The organism is Nocardia inohanensis NBRC 100128 (assembly GCF_001612945.1).
Classification (GTDB): Bacteria; Actinomycetota; Actinomycetes; order Mycobacteriales; family Mycobacteriaceae; genus Nocardia; species Nocardia inohanensis.
In genome coordinates this window covers 430,452-450,444 of record NZ_BDBK01000010.1, presented here as the reverse complement: position 1 = coordinate 450,444, position 19,993 = coordinate 430,452, and the positions used below count along the sequence as shown (strand labels likewise).

The window sequence follows — 19,993 nt, the reverse complement described above, 5'->3', positions numbered from 1 at the left end:
CCCCGCCTGTGCCATCTGCGCGGCTGCGCAGCCACTGGCCCAGCTCACTCAATTTCTCTGTGCTCATCACGACTTCCACCAGCGGGGTGATTCGGTACCGTCCGGAGGTCTCCTCCTCGATCAGCCCTTCTTTCACCAGGCGGGCTGTCGCGGTGCGGATCTCTTGCTGTGCCTTGGCGACGTTCGGGTCCTCGGGATTGAAGTAGGTGAGCACTGTCTGCTCGAGTTCTTCGACGTCGACTCGTGCGGTGGTTTCCCCGACGGTCCGTTCCCGCTGAAAAACGGTGCGCAGGTGCACCAATATCAGGGTTTCGGCCCGGTTGTAGGGGTCCTCCTTCAGTAGAATCGGTACGTCGAGCTCCTCCGAGCGAACCTGATACTTGTAGGCGATACCGCGATCGTGGTCGACGACGAGCCGGACGAATAAGTCGTGCAGCCGAGACTCGATGAGTTGCTGGTTTTCGAGGAGCGTGCGCCACTGGGCAGAGTTTTTGTCTGCGAACAGAACTCGTCGCTGCAGCAGCCTCACCAATGTCCGCCGCACTTCGGGTGGCAGGGTTCCGGCGTCACCCGGGAACAATTCGCCCGGGTCCTCCTCCATCGATACCGGGTTGATGAAGCCCGAGTCCTCGACCTGAGGTAGTTGGCGTTCTTCGTCCATCTCTATCTTCCGTTTTCTCGCGGTTCGGGGTCGACAAGACGCCGCCGAAGGCGAACTGTCGGCGGGTGCCGTCGGGTCTGATCGCCTCGACGGTGACGATTTCCTCGGTCTCGGTCATGCCCGCACGGTGTGAGAGTTCGAGCAGGCCAAGAAGATCCACGGGACGGCGGATATCGTCGGGGGCGTCGACGAATGCATCGGCGACGGCGGTGAAACCGTGTTCGTTCGGCGGATACTCGGCCAGGTAGTCCGCCAGCGCAAGATAATTCGGTCCGCCCCAGGCGCGGGTGTCGGTCGTCTGCGTCGAGTCGTAGTCCCACTCGGCCAGTGGCGGCGGTGGCAGTGCGGGCCGGGGATCGGTGACTGTCTGACGTAGATGGTCGATGTTCAGAGTCGGCAATCGACGCAGCGGTTGGATCGCCTCACCGCGGCGCAGGTCACGCATTTCCCGGTGGAGTCCGACCACCACGTCGCGCAGCAGCTCGTCGACTTGCCGGTCGCGCATCGGGTCGTGGTTCCGCACCTGGGTCGTGATCACATGTGACGCTTGCCGTTGTGCGGTCAGTACCTCCTTGACGCCCCGTTCGATTCGGCGGGCGATTTCGGTGAACTCACGCCGCTGTGGTTCGCTCATCTGGATGGTGAATCGGTGCCGACTCACCGTGCGCAGGCGGCCGGACAACTCGTCGATCTGCTCGGGGTCTCCGATTAGCCGCAAAGCGCCAGCGAATGCCCGCCCTTCAGGGGTCGCGTCCATGATCTGCTGCCCGCGTTCGAGGTACTCGCGCAAGACTTCGCCCGTCGGCCGGATATCCTGGCGGAGGTCGGTGACGACCTCTCGTTGTATGGCTTTGATCGACTCCGCGACCCGAGCGAAGTCCGCGGGTAGCTCTCGGGCCAGATGCAGTACGTTCTCGGCTTCTTCGACCAGTTGATCATCGTTGGCCGCCTCGATATCGCCGCCGGCTTCCATCCGCTGCAGCTCCTGCTGGCGTTGGGCGATCTCGGTTTCGAGGCGGGCGACGTAGTCGGCCAGATTCGGGTCGGAATTTTGTGCCAGGCGCTCCACCGCATCGAGCAGAGTGCGGACCCGCGACTCCGACACGCGGGTCCGCGATCCCACCACCCGGCCGGCGACCTCCAATGCGCCGACGCCGTGAGCGGACAGCCGGTACACCTCCGTGTTGTCTTCCAGCGCTTGGCAGATGAGCCAGCCGGCATTCACCCAATATCGGCACAGCTCGCGGGCGTTACCGGTAGGCAGCGGTAGCTGCCCGTCTTCGCCATATCCTGATGACCGCAGCTGGTTCAACGCGTCACCGATCTCGGCTTGTGCGTCGGCGACCGTCACCGTGGGCCGGTCGGCGGTGAACATGCTTGCCAACATGGTGACGACGAACGGAGCGTAGGTTTGGTGGAGCAGGTCGAGCATCGGTGTCTTGAACGCCCGAAGTGCTCCTTGGTAAGCGCCTTCGATATCCCTGAATGCCATTACGTCAACGCCTGCAATCCGGCGGCTACATCGGCGTTCACCAGTTCGTCGCGTTCGGCGGCGGTGAGCCAGTGTGCTGTGGATCCGGTCGGTTCGCGTTGTACCCACAGGACGTCGTCGACCGCTTCGGCGACGGCGTGCAGGTGGCTGATGACGATGACCATGCGGTCGCTGCCGGCTTGGGTACGCAGAACGTCCAGTGCGGCTTCGAGGGCATCCGTGTCCAGGGTGGCGAATCCCTCGTCGAGGAAGAGGGATCCGAGGCGGGGGCCGCTGCGGGAGTGTAGATCGGCAAGCGCCAGAGCCAGAGCCAGGGAAGCGAGGAATTTCTCGCCGCCGGAGAGCCGTCCGGCGGGATGTTTGACGCCGGTGGCTCGGGTGACGATTTCGAAGTCTTCGGCAAAACCGAACCGGTCGCCCGTCATTTTGCCGAAGAGGTCGCTGGCTATGCCGAGCAGGGAGCGAGTGTTGCTGAGTGCCAGGTGTCGCAGGAACTTGGCGTCGACGAGTTCACGCCGAAGCACATCGACGGCGGCCGCCCGGGTCTTACCGGCCGTAATCGCGAAGTCGAGGTCGGCGGCCGGCTTCACCTGGGCGCTGGCGGTCACTTCAGCGGTTCGGCGCTCTTCGGCTTGCCGGACCGCAGTGGCTTTGGCCGCGACCAGCGGGTGCAGCGCGTTCGGCTCGGTCAGGTCAGTTGCGGGGTCGAATCCGTCTATGTCATTGAGGGTTCCGGCCAGCTCGCGCAGTTCGGTGGTGTGGGCGTCAACAGAGTGCTGGTGTCCGGTGAGGATCACGGTAAGTTCCTGGATTAGAAGGCCGGTGACCTGTGCCAAATCGACCGCGAATTCCCGTACTGCACCGATGTCTTGTACTGCGGGACGCGGTGGCGGCCGGTGGCCGAGGTGGTGCTGGTCGCTGATGTGCTCGGCGGTGTCGGCCCGTGTGCAAAGTTGGTGCAGCAGTTCACCGACGGGCGTTTCGACTTGCTCGCGGATGGACTTCTCCAGCTCGCGTTGGTCGGCCTGGAGTGTGTCCAGCAGCCGGCGAGCCTTTTCTCGCGAGTCGACGAGCGCTCTGGTCTGTGCCAAACGGTCGTTTATCGCGGCTGCGGCGGTGGTGGTTTCGACTGCTCCGAGGTCGTGGAGATCGTTCGGGAGCAGGGTGCGGATGGGGGTCGGCAACGTCGCGACGTCGCTGGTGATCCGGGTCCATGCCGTGCCGAGCCATGTCGATTCCGCGGCGGCTTGACGACGAGCTTTCTCCAGCGCATCGCGTCGGTCTTGTAACACACGAGTTTCGGCGTCGACGGAAGCGGCATGGCTGTCGGCTTCCCGGCGCTTGGACCGTGCCCGGTCGTCGAGCTCACGTTCGGCATCGGTGATCAAGGTGACAAGGTCGGCAATCAAGGTTTCCGGATCACCGACTGTTTCCGCCACCTTGGTGATGGCCGCTTCGAGCGCGGCGGTTGCGGCTTCGGCATCGAACATGTCCGTGAGCGTGGCGAATTCCACGAGTGACCGGGCGGCCGCTTCGGTCGCCTCACGGGTAGTCACCCGAGCCTGCTCTAGGGTCCGCTCCCGTTGGTTCACCGTGTCCACGGCTGCGGTGGCCGTCACTTGTGCCTTGGCGAGTTTGTCGCGGAACTCGCGCCACTGTGCTTGGGCGGCGGCCTGCGCTGTCTGTGCGGCATGGATCTCCGCGTCGGTCGCGGTATCGCCGGGGGCGAAGGCGGCGGGAAGTTCACGCTGGCAGACCGGGCAATCGTCGCCCGGATGCAGGTTTGCGGAGAGCGCGGCGGCTTGGTTGCGCTGGGTGAGTGTCGCTACGCGGGCCTCGGATGTCTCGACATCCTGAGTAACAGTGGCCTCGTCGGCACCCAACGTCTCGAATGCCTGCGTCGCCGCTGCTTCCCGTCGCACCGCGTCCTGCCAGGTGCCAGCGGCCTCAACAGTCCTGGACGCAGATGCTATCGCCACGGTGACTGCGGCTCGTGCCGCGCTCGCTCGTGCGCGGGCGGCCGCCGCCGTCGACTCGGCGGCCTCCGCTGATTCGGTCAGCGAGGTAGTTTTCGCTGAGCGTTGGTCGAGTTCGGTTGTGGCTGTGTCGATCTGATCGTTCTCGGCGGCCAGTTGGGTATCCCGCTCGGCTGCGTCAGCGCTGGCGATGCGATGGTCGCCGACCCGGGCGAGCAGACCGTCGACCAGAACGACCGCCTTGCCGAGAACCTCGACCCCGTCCCCCGCCGATTCCCGGGCCGCGATCCGTTCCACCAGGTCACGTTCGGCTGTGGTGGCCTCGGAGATTCGGCCAGCGAGCGCGGCCTGCTGGCCGGTGAGGCGATCGGCGACCGGCCGCAGTTCGTCCAGAACCATCACCGGGTTCGCGCCGGCGGAACCCTCGAGCTGGCGGGCCGCGTCGCGCACCTGCCGCATGGTCTCCGTGCAGTCGGAAATCTGTTCGCACAGAACCGAAATGGTGGTGATGACCCCGGAGAGCTGTTCAGCGCGCGCTTCGAACCCCGCGGCCGACTCACCTGCGTCGTGCGCGGCCTGAGTGGGATCGTCCGGCATGGTCGCGCGTTTCAGCTCCGCCTGCCCGATCAACCCATTCAACCGGTCGTGTTGGGCTCGTGCGGTTTCGCGCGCCTGGGTCAGCGAGTCCGCGCCAAACAGTTCGCGCAGCCGGGTCGTGCGTTCCCTGCCTGAGGCGACGAGCAGTTGATCGAATTGGCCCTGCGGCAGCAGCCCAACCCGCAGAAAAGTCTCTGACCCCATCCCGAGGATCAATTTGATCCGGGCGTCAACCGCTCGGGCATTGTCGATCTCCTCGCCGGTGTCGAGATTGGTGAGGTGGTGCCGGGCCGGGGTCGTGTTGCGGAAGTTGGTCCGTGACACCCGCCAGCGATGTCCGTCGTGCCGGAACGTGAAGTCCACGTTCATCGCGTCGCATTTGTCGGCGATGAGTTGGCTGGTGCTGCGGGCGTCCCAGGTGGTCACACCGAACAGCGCGTAGGTGATCGCTTCCAGGATGCTGCTCTTGCCCGCGCCGGTGTCCCCGAGGACCGCGGTCAGCCCCTTGCCGGTGAAGTCGATGGTGGCCGGGGCCGGGTAACTGCGAAACCCGGTGACCGACAATGTCAATGGCATCATCAGCAGGCCGCCTTTGCCTCGGTGCCGACAGCGTGGAGCAGCCCGGCACGGTCGGTGTCGGTGATGTCGTGCCCGCCGATCGCGGCGTTGAGTACGTTCTCCTCGCAGCACGGTGCCGGTTCGGCTTGGTCGGGTTCACTTTGAATCTGTGCGAGTGCGGCCAGTACGTGGTCGAGCTGCCGTCCGGTGACCTTGCGGTCGGTCAGGTAGTCGCGCAGCAGATCGGTGACGCCGGGAACCTCGGCGACGGCGGATCGGTCCAGTACTTCGCTGGTCGCGCCGGCGCGCCGCTCCTGGATGTCCACGATGGTCGCTTTGGGCAGCATGGCGGCCAGGGTTTGCGACAGGTCGGTGATTGGGCCGTCGGTGTCGACGATCACCTTCACCCAGGCGTCACCGATCCGGTTGGCGCGCTGGGCGATTGAGTCCAGGGTTCCGGTCAGGTTCGCCAGCCGCCGACCGGCACTGAGCGGAACCAGTTCGATGTGGGGATCTCGGCCGGGTTCGATCTCGGCCAGGACCACACTCTTGGTGTCCTTGGTCTCGCCGAAGTCCAGTTGCAGCGGAGAGCCCGCGTAGTGAGCGGGAAAGCCGATGGTGTCAATCCGTTGTGGCTTGTGGATGTGCCCGAGTGCGCCGTAGTCGACCAGCGGCAGACCGGCTGCCGCGACCGCGTAATCCGAGGCCAGCGAGATCTGTCGTTCCGAATACGCCGGCACCGCGCCTTCGACGAACAGGTGCGCGGCGTAGACCAGGACGTCTCCGGGACCGCGCCCCGCGGCCAGCCGACGGGCGACGTCGGCCTGTACGTGCCGCATCTGCTGCGCGAACGATGCGGTGGTCGCAGCGGGATCACCGAATTCGTAGGTGAACCGGTTCGGGTGCAGGTAGGGGAGCGCGCCGATGCGGATGGTCTGCTCACCGCGGGCGGCGGGATAGTCGGCGACCACGAGGCCGTCGGCACCGGTGGCGAAACGTACGCGGCTGGAATCGCCGATCAGGGTGAGCATGTACTGCAGGAAGCCGAGCACCACGCGGGTGTCGTGGTTGCCGGCGACGACGACGGTGGGCGCGATGTTCCCCAGCCTGCGCAGGGTGTCGGCGGCGCGCCGCAGATCCTCGAGGCTTGGGCGCGGCCCGTCGAACAGGTCGCCGCTGTGCACGATGAGGTCGGGCGTGAAATCCTCTGCGATGGCGATGATTTCGTTGAGCACCGCGTCGAACTCGTCGTCGCGACGGTACCGGCGGTGACCGATCTGGCGGCCCAGATGCCAGTCGGAGGTGTGAAAGATGCGTGCGGTCACTGGGATTTCTCCGGGAGATGACAGACGGCGAACGTTGCGCCGTCGCGAATCGAATGGAGCCGAGCATCCACGATGCTACGTCAAACTCGGGAGAAAGTCTGGAAAATTCTGGAACTCTGGTATGGTGGAGCTATGAGCGAACCGCTGGACGTGCTGGAGAGAAACATCGCCGCGCTGCGTCGAGCTATCCGCGATGCGTCCACCTCCGGCGACGCCGAACGAGCCACCGAACTCCGCGCCCAACTCCGGCGCGCCGAACGCGCGTGGGACGCCCTGCTGGACACCACCGAACCCGCGCCTGCACGCGCCGAGGATCCGGCCGCAGGCGCAGCAACGAAGTCACTGGTCTCGCAGGCGATGATGTTGCCAGCGCGCGAGCATGCGCACCGTGCGTTGATGCTGTTGCAGGCCCCGGCAGCCCCGAAACTGATCGTCACCGTGCACGAGGCGTTCTTCCGTGGCGAATTGTCTGCGGCGAAATTGTCGAGCCTGCGCCGCGACGAGGAACGGTCCTACCGGACTGCGCCCGGCGCGCGTCCCTACTATCTGTGCCCGGCACTGAACTACGACCTGCTCGGTCCCGCCCGCGCACTGATCACCATCAGCACCTGGTCGCTGGAACAGCGGATCCTCGGGCCGCTGTCGCCACGAGTGGACTTCCTTACCAGCACGATCAATATCGCCAAGGCGGTCCACCTGGCCGGCGCCACCGGAATCGGCCCCACCCCGGCAGCGCTTCGCCTACTGTGGCGATTCGCGGCGACCATCACCGACGCGACCGCGTCGACGTCGACCGCCGGGGGAGTCGGTGTGGATCCACAACGGGTGATCGACGCCGCCGCAGCAGAACTGGCGATCCACGAATCCGCTGACCAGACCACTCGCGCCGAAGCCGCGCGGCGCGCCCGCAAACAACTCACCGAAGAACAGCAACTCTTCGGCATCTCGATGCGACAGATCAACCAGGTGCGGACCGGCAGCTGACCGGTCCGCACCAGTTCCATCCCACTGTCCTTGCTCTTCCTTACCATCACCGAGGAAAACGACTCCCTGTGACCGCCCCCGACACCCGGCTGGACGCGCTGCGTGGCTCCGCGGCCCGCCTGCCCTACAACGCCAGATCCCTGGCGGCATTGGAGAACAACCCGCGGTGCTCCCTGCGCGCGGTCCTGGACGCCTCCGGCTCCGACAAACAGGCGATCGCGAAAGCCGCCGGCTACGAAACCCATTACGGGCAGTCCGTTTTCGCCATCACCCGCGGCAACTCGTTCGAGGCGATGGTCAAGGACAACGGCGGCACCGAACTGCTGCGCGTACTGCGGGAAACTCTGAAGCTGGATCCGTCCGAGGTCGCGCACGCCGACCTCAACGAGGTCTCCGGCGACCCGACACCCTCGGTCCGGTACACCCGAACCTGCCATCGGCTGGTCGCGGTCGCCCGCGGCAGAGAACAGGGCACGCTGTTCGATCACCCGATGCTGATGTTGACCGTCGGCGGGCACAGGGCGTTCCTGGAACCGGACCTGGTGGCGTTCCGGGTCCGTGGCAAGTTTCACGTCGTGGAGATCAAGAGCTTCCCGATCATCGACCGGCAAGCCAACCCGGACCTGGTCCGCTCGGCCACCACCCAAGCCGCCGCCTACATCATCGCCTTGCGAGCCATGCTCGCCGAACACGGCATCGGCCCGACGGCGGTGTCGGACGAGGTAGTTCTGGTAGCACCGAAGAACTTCAGCAACCGGCCTACCGGCGAGAAGATCGACGCCCGAAAACAGGTCCGCAACCTCACCCGCCAGTTGCAACGGCTCGACAAGATCAGCGATCTCGTGGACAAGCTGCCCGCCGACCTCACCTTCGACCTGTCGGACGGCGCCAGCGGCGAACGTGCGAAAGAAGACCTGCAGAAGGCGTTGTCGTCTGTGGAGTCGGACTACCGGCCGAGCTGCCTGAATCACTGCGAAATGGCGTTCTTCTGCCGGTCCAAGGCCAGGGCGTGCGGATCGGTGGACGTCCTCGGTCCGGCCGTGCGCGAACAGCTCGGCGGCATCGACACCGTCACCATGGCGTTGGGTCTGGCACGCGGTGAACTGACCCCGACCGCGGATCAGGTCGAGATGGCCGCGGCTCTACGGCACGCCGCCCGCCTGCGCGCCGAACTCGCCGAAACTCCCGCAGCGGGTGCGCGATGAGCCGAGTGACCGCGCTACTGCGCCTCGAGGCAATGGAGACCATGCGGGCGGTCCCGATCACTGAGTACCGGCATCGGCGACTATCGCCGCGGCCGCTGGTGGTCGTGCCACTATCGATGGCCGGCGAAGCCGGGGCGCCGCTGGCGGCGATCGTCGGCCAGGCCCGACACGCGCCGACACTCTTGATCGTCGAGCAGCCACGTGACCGGGTGCAGCGGTTTGAATTCACCGCCGAACTGGGCCGCGAAGTCATGGGACACATCAATTCCTGTCGCATCGACCGCCGCAACAAGCCCAAGACGAGGGGCGAAGCCCAGTCCTTCTACACCGACGCTCCGCAGATCCTGGTCCCAAACTCCGGCGGTATCGGGTTCCTAGCCACCTTGGGACGCGCCTGCCGGTTCCGTGAAACCGGCGGTGATTATCCGGTTCCAGCCGGCGTCCCAGAATTCGGTCGCTGGCTGACCTTTCTCGCCGACTCCGCCGAACAAGCTGGCACCTCGATGCTGATGGCGGTCACCGACCTGCTCGCCGAACACTGGGCCACCGGGCAGAGCGGCCTCGAAGACCGGAATCTGGCGTCGCTGATGGCTTGGATCGAACCACCCACCGGAACCAGTGTCGAACAAGCGATCCTGGACGCGGAGGACCCGATCCTGTGGCCACCCGCCGGGCCGGTCACCGACCCGAACTTCGACACCAAGGACCTGGGTCCAGCGCTGCGCCAGCTCGACGCCGCCCGCGCACACGGCGACCACACCGCGCTGGCTGCGGCGCGGACCGAGCTCCGCGAACTGCTCAGCGGACAGATCAACCCGACCTGGCGGATGATGTGGCAGGCCATCGCGTTGCTGCGGGGAATACCCGAAGCACCCCGTGTCGAACGGCGATTCACGAACGACCGCGAGCAGTTCACCTACTTCTCCGACCTCCAGGACAGCCCCGACGCCCGACCGCAACCCGCCCGCGACGGCGCCGTCGCCGCAGCCCGGCGACTCGACCGGCTCGAGCGCGCGCTGGCCGACTTCGAAGCAGCCACCGCGATGGACGACAAATTCGTACTCGCCGACCGCCGCAGTGTCGGTGAAGCGTTCGCCGGCGAGGTCATCGACACCGAACCCGACCGGACCGTGCTCAGCGACAAGAACCGGGCCACGCTGCGGCCCCTGATCACCCTCCGCACCCTCGACCCCACCCGGCTCGCTGACGGCACCGAACTGATCAGCCCGCACATGCCCGACGGCCACAAAGCCACCATCATGTCGACCGTGTGGGAAGGTTCCGCGAGCATCGTGACCATCGAGGTCAACGGCGGCATGGGCACCCCTGCCAAGCCGAACCGGTCGGCAGTGCCGGATATCGGCCGCCGCATCGCCTACCTGCCGAACCCGGGCTGGCGACCGCGAGCGGTGTTCCCGGACCGGGCCGACACACCCTGGACCCACACCAATGCCGAAGCTCCCGATACCGACGACGGTGTGATCCCCGATGACGCGCACGCAGAGAAATGGGGCGATGATGATTGACCACGCGAACGCCGCCGAGGCCGCCGACGCGGCCACGACCACGATCCTCACCGACATGGACGCCGGCCACCGCGCGATCGTGGTCGACTCACCACCCGGCGCCGGCAAAAGCACGCTCGTAGTGCGTGCGGCCGGACACCTCGTCGACCACGACGAGCACCCGATCATCGTGGCGCAGACCAACAATCAGGTTGATGACATGATCGCGCGCCTGTCCGCCGAACATCCGAAGCTGAGCATCGGACGCCTCTCGGGCAGCACCTACGTCCCGACCCCGGCCGTGCGGGCCGCGGCCACAGTCGGGCAGAAGATCACCGATCTGACCGGATGCCAGATCATCGTCGGCACATCGGCGAAATGGGCGACCGTACCCGACGGACGATACGGGTGGGCGATCCTGGACGAGTCCTACCAAATGCGATCGGACATGCTGCTGCGGATCGTGGCGCGCTTCGACCGTGGCCTGTTCGTCGGAGACCCGGGACAGTTGGACCCGTTCACCATGGTGGGCACCGAACGCTGGATCGGACTGCCACACGACCCCACCGTGAACGGGGTCACCGTCATGCTCGACCACAACCCCACCGCCCCAGTGCGTCAGCTGCCGGTGTCGTGGCGGCTTCCCGATACCGCAGCCCCGACCGTCGCCGACGCGTTCTACCCCGAAGCCCTCTTCTCGTCCGGCACCGGACCCGGCACCCGCGCCATGGAATTCCGGACCGCCGGGTTCGGCCGCACAGATCTCGACGAAACCCTCGCCACCGCATTCACGGCCGGGTGGGCACTACATGAACTGCCTCGCCGCCACGTGCCCCGCACCGACGGCGAAACCATCCAGGCCGCAGCCGATCTCGCCGCCCGCATCCTCGACCGCGGCGCCGTCGCCACCTGCGAACGCCACCGCGACGGCCGAGTCCTCACCGCCACCGACATCGCCATCGGCGTCGCGCACCGCGACCAAGCCGACCTGGCCCGAATCGCGTTGTCCAACACCGGTCACCCGCACGCCCCCAACATCGCGGTCGACACCGCGAACCGGCTGCAGGGCCGCGAATACGAGGTAATGATCGTCGTCCACCCCCTCTCCGGCCGCCGCGACGCCACCTCCTTCCACCTCGAAGCCGGCCGGCTGTGCGTCCTCACATCCAGACACCGACAGGCATGCATCGTGGTTGCACGAAAAGGGATTCCGGACCTGCTGGACACCCATCCGTCGACCGAGCCGGTACATCTGGGGGTGGCGGCGAAGTTCCCAGACGGGTGGGAGGCGAATCAGGTAATCATGGAGAAGTTGGGGAAGCACCGGGTGTCGGCGTGATGCCGATTACTCGGTAGCTCAGCCCCGATCTGGCATCTCTGCGGCCTCTTCCCACAACGGAATCGGCGTTTCTACCCCCTGCTACCGCGCACGCCAGTGGCCGTGTCCGGTTTGGATGAATCAGATCAGATGCATCCTGATCCGCTGTCTGATATCTCGTTCCACGCCCCGTACGTGGAACGCTGTCGGCCCCTCGGCGCTTCTCATCTCGCTGAGCACATGAGGAAAGGCGCTCAGGTACCCGGCGGTCAAACACGTAATGATGTTGATGCCATCGGTGTTCGGATCCTTGTGACCGATCCAGTGAAGCCCACTCAGCCGCAGTGCGTTCTTCTCATCCTGATTAGCGAGTTGGTTCTTGTCGCGGGTGATTATCGCATCGAACTCGCGGTCATGAAGCTCAGTGAACAGGTCGATGTCGAGAGCATCCTGCAGGTCTTCGTCCGCCGCGGTCCGGAAGGTCTCGACATGAAAAACCGGACGCAAGACCGTGAGAATAGCTTCAGTCTCGTTGTTGTCCAGGAAGAACTTCACGCCGACCTCACCTGCTCATCAAAGCTGCGCGCGTCGACCGCTGCCTCGGGACTGACGGCTGGGTAGAAGCGCCGAACATCGGAGGGATCGATCCGATGGTCCCCACGCTGCAGTCCGGCGATGGTGTCGTACGGAATTCGGGTGCCTACTATCGTCGGCCAACCGCTCATCCGACCTTCACGGACTTCGAGCAGCTTCCGGGGGTGCAAGAAGTCGACAACCGGTGTGTCGTTGAAGTTCCGAAACTCGGCGAAGACCTCGGATAGCTCCGCGATCACCTTCTGACCGGGATGGAGCACCAGGTCGGTTGCTTGTCCGGAGTCATCGATGAGAAAGACTGACTGGCCGTCGGAGACCAATTTGTACCTTGACGGGTGTTCGGTCAGGTCGAATTCGACCAGCTGCCGGAACGCTTTCCTGATCCGCTGAAGCGGAAGCTGAGACCGAAGAAACACCATCGTGCGCAGTGCCAGGACATCGCGGAAGGAGTACAGAGCCTTCGGCTTGATCGCCACCTCGGGAACCAGCAGCGGGCTCGCGCCTGTACGCCAGGCGCTCAGCTGATGTCGTGTAGCACCGGTCAGGGTACAGGTCAGATCAACGGGAAATGCCATGTTCACCTCCTCTCGTTTCCCGGGCACCAGTTCCTATGTCCATTCTCGGGCAAACGTCTCATCGAGGGAACTACCTTTGGGGCTCTCATCAGCAATTTTGTCGTCACTGGCGTCAACCTGCGACAGAACGCATCTGATGCTGCCCGATCTTGATCGGCTCCGTCGACGGGAGAACGCGCCTTGGCACGATACGTCCCAAACCGGGCACGGAGTGTTTTGCTACCTGGGCTGGTCTCATACCGCGCTGTCTGTTCAGGAATCGAGAATTGCGACTTGCCGACCCGGGTGAGATCGATCTCGGCTGTGGCGCAGACGGTTTCGCCACGAAGTTTCCGCGCGCGGACGGGATGCCGATTCCGGTCGGCGGGGCGGTGAGGAAACCGGTGGCGGAGTGGGCGTAGATGGTGCAACCTTTCCTCGCCTCACATGGCTTGGGGCGAAAAGGATCCGGGCGGCGCCTCGTATGCCGGCCGATGACGAACAGAGGTGATCGAATGTTTGGCGACCGGCGGGTGGAAGAGTATGCGAAGTGCACGTACGCGTTGACCCACCAGCCCGGTCTCGACGGTCGGGAGGCCGTGTTCGATCAGGCGTTGACCAATGGGCTCGCCGTACTGGTCGCGCACACCTGGCCGGGCGAGGAAATGAAGACCGTGCGCGGGCAGGTGCAGATCAAGTCGGCTGCCGAGCTTCTGGGCGTGATCAAGGACAAGACCGGCAGCGGCCGTATCCCCCACGACCTGGACAATCCGGTCACCGATCTCCCCGACACGTACGATCCGCTGGTGGTGTTGCCGTTCACCGAGGTCAACGTCCCGCTGTTGAAGGCCGCTGTCGTCGCAACACAGGCGATCCGTCATGCCCGAGAGACCGGTTCCGACACCGACAGCGTGCTGACGATCGAGCACCTGGCCGCGCTCGCGGCGCTGGACCGGCATCCGAAGTTGGGTGGCATCACGTGGGTCCAAGTCGACCGGGACTGGGAGAGCAGCCGCGCCAATAACGACACTGAAATGGAACGTGCGCACCGCTTTTGTGAAGCCCTCGAAGGCTCACCGGAGCTCGAACGGCGGACCGGCCTCGACTACGAGGTGGAGGCGTTCGGGCGTCCCGACGAACCGGTGGACGTGGAGATGTGCCCGGTGTGTGGGGAGATCGCGTTCGTGGCGCGCAGCCGTGACGGCATGACCGCGACCATCGGGGTCGGGCACTGTTGGGTGTGCTCGTACGAGCGCACCGCGTTGGTTGCCGAGCAGATGGCGGTGGACGCGCATATTGAGCGGTCGATGGATCGCGGCGACTAACGACGCGGGCGTGTCCACCGGTGGGCTGAACACAGGCGGGGGCCGTCTCCCGGAGAGTTAGGTTTGGCGGTCAGAGGTCAGGGCCGCTGGTAGCACGAGAGGACGGGGCAGTTACTTCAAGCCGCCGCGGTTCGCGTCCTCGGGATAGGTGTCGTCAGCATTCTGGATCTCGTTCTCGCCTAAGGATTTCAGTGGGGTGCCTGTGGCGTCGGCGGTTCCGGGCATGGCGTAGGCGGCGTCGAGTCCGGCTTGTATACGCTCGTCGCTGGTGTATGAAGCGCCCTTTTGTCCGATTGGTCGCCCTCCGTCCACCGATCGAGCGAAATTCTTTGCCCCTCAGCGTACTCAGCTCGGCTAGTAAGACACTGGTGTCAGGACCGGATCCCGGCCAGGATCAGGTCCAGGTGCCCGGTGGGGAGCTCCCTCTATTCGGCTGCCCACCGTCTGGATTGGTGTGGCTCTCTTTTGGCTTGCCTCCCACCGGTCACCGTGCAGGGAGTGGCTGAAGAGGGGTTTGCCCCATGCTCGTACTAGCGGTGCCCTCCCGCACGGACACCATCGAAGTCAGCGAGTACGGGAGGGATGATGACCGTCATCATCGGGATGGATCCGCACAAACGCTCGGCCACCATCGAAGCCGTCGACCCGACCGGACGCGTTCTGGTCACCGGCAGATACGCCACCGACAATGCGGGCTTCGCGGAAATGCTCACCGCCGGACGGCGATTCGCCGATCGGGTATGGGCGGTCGAGGGATGCAACGGCATCGGACGCCACCTGGCGCACCGGCTGGTCCACGACGGCGAGACGGTGATCGACGTACCGACCAAGCTCTCGGCGCAGGTCCGGGTGTTCGCCACCGGCAACGGCCGCAAGACCGACCCGGTCGATGCCCACTCGGTCGCGCTGGCCGCCCTGCACGCGTTGGGACTGCGGCGCGTCGAAGCCGACCCGGACCTGGTGGCCCTGAGCATGCTCGCCGACCGCCGCGACGAACTCGGCCGCGCCCACACCGCAACCCTGTGCCGGATTCACCGGCTGCTGCTCGAGCTGATTCCTGGTGGCGCCAAGACATTCCTCACCGCTCGTCAGGCTCGCGCGTTGATCGCCGAGGTCACTCCACACGATGCCGCGTCGCGGGTCCGGTGGCGGCTGGTCGTGGAGATGATCGAGGAATTGGAAACCATCGACCGCAAAACCCGCGCCGCGGACAAAGAACTGCGCCAACTCGTCCTCGACCGCGGATCCACCCTGATGGACCTGCACGGCATCGGACCATCCTCGGCAGCAAGGCTTTTGGCCGACACCGGCGACATCCACCGATTCCGTGACAGAGACCGGTTCGCGTCCTGGAACGGCACCGCGCCCCTGGACGCGTCCTCGGGCGAGCAGCAACGCCACCGCCTCTCACGCGCCGGCAACCGCAAGATCAACCGCGTTCTGCACATCATGGCCATCGTTCAACTACGAAATCCCACACCCGGTCGCGTCTACTAAGACCTGCGCAAGGCGGGTGGCAAGACCTCCATGGAAGCCCTGCGCGCACTCAAACGCCGACTCTCCAATGTCATCTACACGCGGATGCTCGCCGACCAACGACGTCGTGAATTAGCAGGCCCGGGAGGGCAATCGGGAACGACTATTTGACTCCAGCGCGACCGGTTCCAACCCGAATACCGATCCTTCGGACAAGCCACATCCCGGACCCACATTCCAGGCTAACCCCAACGCCGCTGCGAGGGGTTGACATAGAGGGGAGCCATGAGCGTACGTTTGCTTGAGACAATCATCGATAACATCAGAACGGGTCGATGCCAATAGATCTCGACGTGCTGTCCGGCATCAGTAGTTCATCGATTACAGCTCTCAGGACTCATCATCGTAGTGGTCCAGGTCGATGATGATGTTGTCGTCTGTGGAGGCGGTCTCGTCGTGGAGGTGCACGGCCGCAGCTGGATACGGGCTGGTGGGCTGTGGCTGGTTGGTGAGGAACCGGTCGCGGACGGTCGGGTCGTCATGGTCGAAGGCGGCTTCGTTGTAGGGCTGGCCGGTGCTGGTGTGGTGGGAGATGCGTGGGCCGCGTTCGGGTAGCTCGGCCAGCCGCAGTCGCTCGGTCGCGGTGTCACTGTTGCTGGCGGTCAGCAGCGCCCAGACCGGGCCTGCGGGGCCGTCTGGGTGGGTGAGGTCGCGGGCGGTGGTCGCAATTACCAGGCCCGAATCGCTGATGGCGAAGGTGCGGCGTAGGGCGGTGTGTAGCCCGGTTTCGCGGCGGGTCGAGTGCAGCGAGAACAGTAGGATCCCGAATCGGTCGGTGGGGAAGCTCTGGTAGTCGGCGAGTTTGGCGGCGACGGTGGACAGGGTTTCGGTGCCGGTGTCGTATTCGAGGAAGAACCGCACCGTGCGTCCGTCTTCCTCCCAGCAGCCGTACCCGTCCGGGCGGATCGGGGTCGGATCGAGCGGGGAGGTCCAGAACTGGTCCGCGCATTGACGTTCCGACCACCACTGCGTCAACCCCTCCACATCCGCAGTATCGGGGTGACGGGCAGGGTTTCGGTACGCGGCCAGCGCGGCGAAGAAGCCGTTGACACCCAAGCGATGCTCGAGGGTCGGGGAGCAGGCCAGCCGTTCGAGCATCAGTGCGTGCGCGGCCGGGGTCGGCGGCTTCTCGGCGCGCGCGGCGGCGATCAAGCGTGCGCCGGAGTAGCCGAGGGCGTGGCGTGTTTGGCTGGTGCCACCGCCGTAGAGCGACTCACGGAAGGCGAACAGCATGCCCATCTCACGCAGCTTGCGTAGTCGGCCTTGGGCGCGGCGGGTCGAGGTGAATTCCAGCGCCGCGATCTGGTCGGTGGTCAACACCTTGTGCTCGTGCAGCAGGTAGAGAAGACGACGGTCACGATCGAGCAGTCGGAACCAGGGACCGGCGTTGGGATGCCCGCCGCAGTGCACGCCGTGGCCGTGTCGCCGTCCCCCACGTGATGAACCCTCAGTATTGATACTGAGTCGGGATTTCGAACCCACCCTCGGATTGCGGTGTTGAGCGGCGCGGACGCCGATACCGTGTTCGGCGTTTGGGGTGGCGGTTATAGGACGCCGAGCAGACGCCGACCCATCCGCACCGTCATCCGCCGACCCAAACGCAGCCCTGCGGTCGTCGTGGCCGGTCATCGGGCACCACCGCCCGCTACCGGTCGGGTACCCACGGCCCGGATGATCACGTCCGGCCCGTCCACCAGCACCGCCCGGTTCGTATGCTGGTCCGTCAGCTCCACCCAATAGCAGAGCCACAGGTCTATAGCCTGCGGCTCTGCTGTTTTCGTAGCAGCGCGCGAACAGTTCAAGGCGGTCATGGGCGCGCGTTCCATAGGGCACTGACTGGCAGGGCGCGGAATTTCGGCCCGAAGGGGAGGGTTTCGGTGCCGGTGTAGAGCACGTATCCGGCGAGGAGGTCGTCTCCCAGTCGTTCTGCGAGGTGGCGGAGACCGCGGAAGTCCTCGCCCTTGACCGTGGCGGCGGCTTTCACTTCGATCGCGATCACCTCGCGTCGGTTGTTCTCGAGAATGATGTCGACCTCGACGTTGTCGCGGGTGCGGTAGTGGAACATGCGGGCTTCCTGATCGGACCAGGTGAGCTGACGAGCGAGTTCGGCGGCTACGAAGCCCTCCAGAAGGGACCCGAGCGGGCCGTTCACGGCCCGCAGCGCGCGCGGGTCGGCACCGCACAAATATGTGGCGATTCCGGAATCGACCATGAACACCTTGGAGGTCGCGACGGCCCGGGTGGTCAGGTTTCGGGACCAAGCGGGGATTCGCTTGATCAGGAAAACCTCTTCCAGGAGGCGGAGATAGCGGGCGACGGTGTCCTTGGGCAAGCCGAGTTCGTTGCCGAGTGCGCCGGGCACCAGGAGTTGGCCGGATCTGGCCGCGACGAGGTTGGTCAGGGTGAACATCTCCGTGGTGCGTTCGATCTCGGACAGTTGCATGACGTCTCGGTTGATCAGATCGGCGACGTAGGAGGAGAAGAATCGGGAACGCCGTTTGCCTTCTCGTGCAACGGCTTCGGGGAAGCCGCCGCGTGCGATCCTTTCGATGTAGTCATCGCGATTCTCGGTCCCTACGTGCCGTAGCTGGGGTCCGCGTTCGAAAGCGCAATCGATGAATCTATCGGGCGCGCCGTCGATTTCGCCTTGGGACAGCGGCCAGAGTTCGATCGTCTCCATGCGTCCGGGGAGGGCGTCGGGAACGCTCCGAAGTGCCATGACGTGAGCCGAACCGGTCAGCAGGAACCGTCCGGGTCGTCCATCGGCGTCGACGGTCTCCTTGATCGCCAGCAACAGCTCCGGTACTCGCTGCACCTCGTCGATGATCAAGAGGGAATCGTCGAGGACGAACTGCGTGGGGTCATAGTCGGCCGCCTGCCGGGTCTCCGGCTTGTCGAGGCTGCGCCAGGTCGCGCCGATCTCCCTGCCTATTCGGGACACCAGCGTGCTCTTTCCGCATTGCCGAGCTCCGTTGACGAGGACGACACGAGTATCTGCAAGAGCTTCATGCACTGCCGAATGGGCGTGGCGGGGAAGGATCCGACCAATCGGCGACGATGAGAAGGACGAGGTCACCATAGGAGTATCGCAGACTCCATGCGCGATTTGCCGCAGAACGTGTGCGCGATCTGCCGCAGCTTACGTGCGCGATCTGCCGCAATGATCGTGCGCCTCCTGCCGCCAACGCTTCGCCAGAGCGTCGTCATTGAGTCGGCTCCTTCGTCTGCAGATGATTCGTTGCGATCGGGCAGCGGGAGCGGTGACGATCGCCGGGCTCTACCAGCACCGCGCGGTTCGTATGCCGGTCCGTCGGCGTCGAGCTTTCCTTTCTCCGCCGTGGCCCTGTACGGAGTGAACCGATCAGCGGCTTTTCGGTCTGATCACCGTTCGGAGCTCGGAACTTCCTACGGGGCGCTGACCGGCTTCGTTGCAATGGGCACCACGTGTCGGTTGCCCCGGCCGCAGGCAACGTTAGGCTTGGGCCGCAGCAGAGATCTTGATCGAGGGGGAGTTCAATGTCGGAAACCGTTGTGCCCGGGTATGAGGATCCGGAGTTGTTGCGGCGTATCGCGATCGCCGCCGAGCGGAATGGGTTGGGGGCGCATCGGTCCGCTTATCCTGCGCCGCAGGCGAATTGGCGGAGTATCAGGATTACGGCGGCGGTCTTCGCGGGGTTGGTTGTGATCGCGGTCATCGGATTCTCCGCCGATATCGAGGCCCTCGCCGCGCTCGGTCTGTATCCCGGCGTGATCGCGGGGTTCATGCTGATCATCGGCGGTGTGCGAATGCTGAAGTACGACAATCGCTATACCGGCGCCCGGCTGGACCTGTACGAGCGCGGCCTGGTCATGGCCTACCGGGGCCGCGAGCACGTGGCCCGCTACGACACGGTCGAGGTGTTCCAGACCATCACCCGGCACCTGCGCAACGGCGTTCATACCCACACCACCTACCACTATCGCCTGACCGCCCTCGACGGCACCCAGGTGCTGCTGAGTGAGGCATTCGCAGGCGTGGACCAGTGGGGGCCCGAGCTCCAGCAGGCCGTCACCGATGCCCAGCTACCGGTCGCGGCGGCGCGGGTGAATGCCGGTGAGCGAGTCGATTTCGGCGACCTGTGGATCACCGCCACCGAAATCGGATCCCGCCACAAGAGCGCCCCCTGGACGCGGATCGAAAGCCTCAGCGTCCGCGACGGCACGGTATCGATCGGCGTGGAAGGCAAATGGCTGAACCTGACCAACACCCCGGTCGGCAGCATTCCCAACTACTTCGTCTTCTATTCGCTGGCCGAGCACCTGCGGAGGCAGTACGGGCCGGCGACCGCCGCGCGGTGAGGTCGACCGCCGCCTCTGTATCCGG

At 65.2% G+C, this 19,993-nt stretch carries 15 protein-coding genes; 7 read left to right on the top strand and 8 right to left on the bottom strand.

What is annotated here, in order from left to right; translation table 11 throughout:
* From NI1_RS21675 to NI1_RS21660, 4 genes are all read right to left on the bottom strand, one after another.
* On the bottom strand, nt 1-661 hold a 661-nt coding region (locus NI1_RS21675; RefSeq protein ID WP_067823962.1), incomplete at its 3' end, for a DUF4194 domain-containing protein.
* Nucleotides 567-2,153, bottom strand: coding sequence for a DUF3375 domain-containing protein (locus NI1_RS21670; protein ID WP_084523509.1), 1,587 nt, complete (start codon nt 2,151-2,153; stop codon nt 567-569). The genes NI1_RS21670 and NI1_RS21675, both read right to left, overlap by 95 nt.
* On the bottom strand, nt 2,153-5,305 hold the full coding sequence (locus NI1_RS21665; RefSeq protein WP_067823770.1) for an AAA family ATPase: 3,153 nt from the start codon (nt 5,303-5,305) through the stop codon (nt 2,153-2,155). The genes NI1_RS21670 and NI1_RS21665 overlap by 1 nt, the downstream gene beginning before the upstream one ends.
* On the bottom strand, nt 5,305-6,609 hold the full coding sequence (locus NI1_RS21660; RefSeq protein ID WP_067823767.1) for a metallophosphoesterase family protein: 1,305 nt from the start codon (nt 6,607-6,609) through the stop codon (nt 5,305-5,307). Before NI1_RS21660 ends, NI1_RS21665 begins: the two co-directional genes overlap by 1 nt.
* A 132-nt stretch (nt 6,610-6,741) precedes the next feature.
* On the opposite strand from NI1_RS21660, the gene NI1_RS21655 reads away from it, so the two are divergent.
* From NI1_RS21655 to NI1_RS21640, 4 genes are all read left to right on the top strand, one after another.
* The gene (locus NI1_RS21655) at nt 6,742-7,593 is read left to right on the top strand and encodes a hypothetical protein (protein ID WP_067823764.1); all 852 of its coding nucleotides are present in this window, start codon (nt 6,742-6,744) and stop codon (nt 7,591-7,593) included.
* A 68-nt stretch (nt 7,594-7,661) separates the two neighbouring features.
* Nucleotides 7,662-8,798, top strand: coding sequence for a hypothetical protein (locus NI1_RS21650; protein ID WP_067823761.1), 1,137 nt, complete (start codon nt 7,662-7,664; stop codon nt 8,796-8,798).
* Nucleotides 8,795-10,324 carry a hypothetical protein gene (locus NI1_RS21645; protein ID WP_067823759.1) on the top strand — a complete coding sequence of 510 codons (1,530 nt, stop codon included), beginning with the start codon at nt 8,795-8,797 and terminating at the stop codon, nt 10,322-10,324. Before NI1_RS21650 ends, NI1_RS21645 begins: the two co-directional genes overlap by 4 nt.
* Nucleotides 10,314-11,642 carry an AAA domain-containing protein gene (locus NI1_RS21640; protein ID WP_067823756.1) on the top strand — a complete coding sequence of 443 codons (1,329 nt, stop codon included), beginning with the start codon at nt 10,314-10,316 and terminating at the stop codon, nt 11,640-11,642. The genes NI1_RS21645 and NI1_RS21640 overlap by 11 nt, the downstream gene beginning before the upstream one ends.
* A 120-nt stretch (nt 11,643-11,762) precedes the next feature.
* Here NI1_RS21640 and NI1_RS21635 read toward each other — a convergent pair whose 3' ends face one another.
* Both NI1_RS21635 and NI1_RS21630 read right to left on the bottom strand, forming a co-directional pair.
* The gene (locus tag NI1_RS21635; RefSeq protein WP_067823753.1) at nt 11,763-12,176 is read right to left on the bottom strand and encodes a PIN-like domain-containing protein; all 414 of its coding nucleotides are present in this window, start codon (nt 12,174-12,176) and stop codon (nt 11,763-11,765) included.
* Nucleotides 12,173-12,790 carry a DUF433 domain-containing protein gene (locus NI1_RS21630; RefSeq protein WP_067823959.1) on the bottom strand — a complete coding sequence of 206 codons (618 nt, stop codon included), beginning with the start codon at nt 12,788-12,790 and terminating at the stop codon, nt 12,173-12,175. The genes NI1_RS21635 and NI1_RS21630 overlap by 4 nt, the downstream gene beginning before the upstream one ends.
* Nucleotides 12,791-13,284: 494 nt before the next feature.
* On the opposite strand from NI1_RS21630, the gene NI1_RS21625 reads away from it, so the two are divergent.
* Both NI1_RS21625 and NI1_RS21620 read left to right on the top strand, forming a co-directional pair.
* Nucleotides 13,285-14,094 (top strand): hypothetical protein, encoded by an 810-nt coding sequence (locus NI1_RS21625; protein ID WP_157535247.1) that lies wholly within the window; start codon nt 13,285-13,287, stop codon nt 14,092-14,094.
* A gap of 585 nt (nt 14,095-14,679) precedes the next feature.
* Nucleotides 14,680-15,591: an IS110 family RNA-guided transposase gene (locus NI1_RS21620; RefSeq protein ID WP_218026796.1), complete on the top strand. Its 912-nt coding sequence runs from the start codon at nt 14,680-14,682 to the stop codon at nt 15,589-15,591.
* Nucleotides 15,592-15,960: 369 nt separating this feature from the next.
* On the opposite strand, the gene NI1_RS21615 is transcribed toward NI1_RS21620, so the two are convergent.
* Both NI1_RS21615 and NI1_RS21610 read right to left on the bottom strand, forming a co-directional pair.
* A complete protein-coding gene (locus NI1_RS21615; RefSeq protein WP_084523508.1) occupies nt 15,961-17,040 on the bottom strand; it encodes a replication-relaxation family protein in 1,080 nt (359 codons plus the stop codon).
* Nucleotides 17,041-17,437: 397 nt separating this feature from the next.
* On the bottom strand, nt 17,438-18,643 hold the full coding sequence (locus NI1_RS21610; RefSeq protein WP_281179507.1) for an ATP-binding protein: 1,206 nt from the start codon (nt 18,641-18,643) through the stop codon (nt 17,438-17,440).
* 503 nt (nt 18,644-19,146) lie between these two features.
* Between NI1_RS21610 and NI1_RS21605 the strand changes: the two genes are divergently transcribed.
* A complete protein-coding gene (locus tag NI1_RS21605) occupies nt 19,147-19,968 on the top strand; it encodes a DUF6585 family protein (protein WP_067823745.1) in 822 nt (273 codons plus the stop codon).
* The last annotated feature ends 25 nt before the right edge of the window (nt 19,969-19,993 follow it).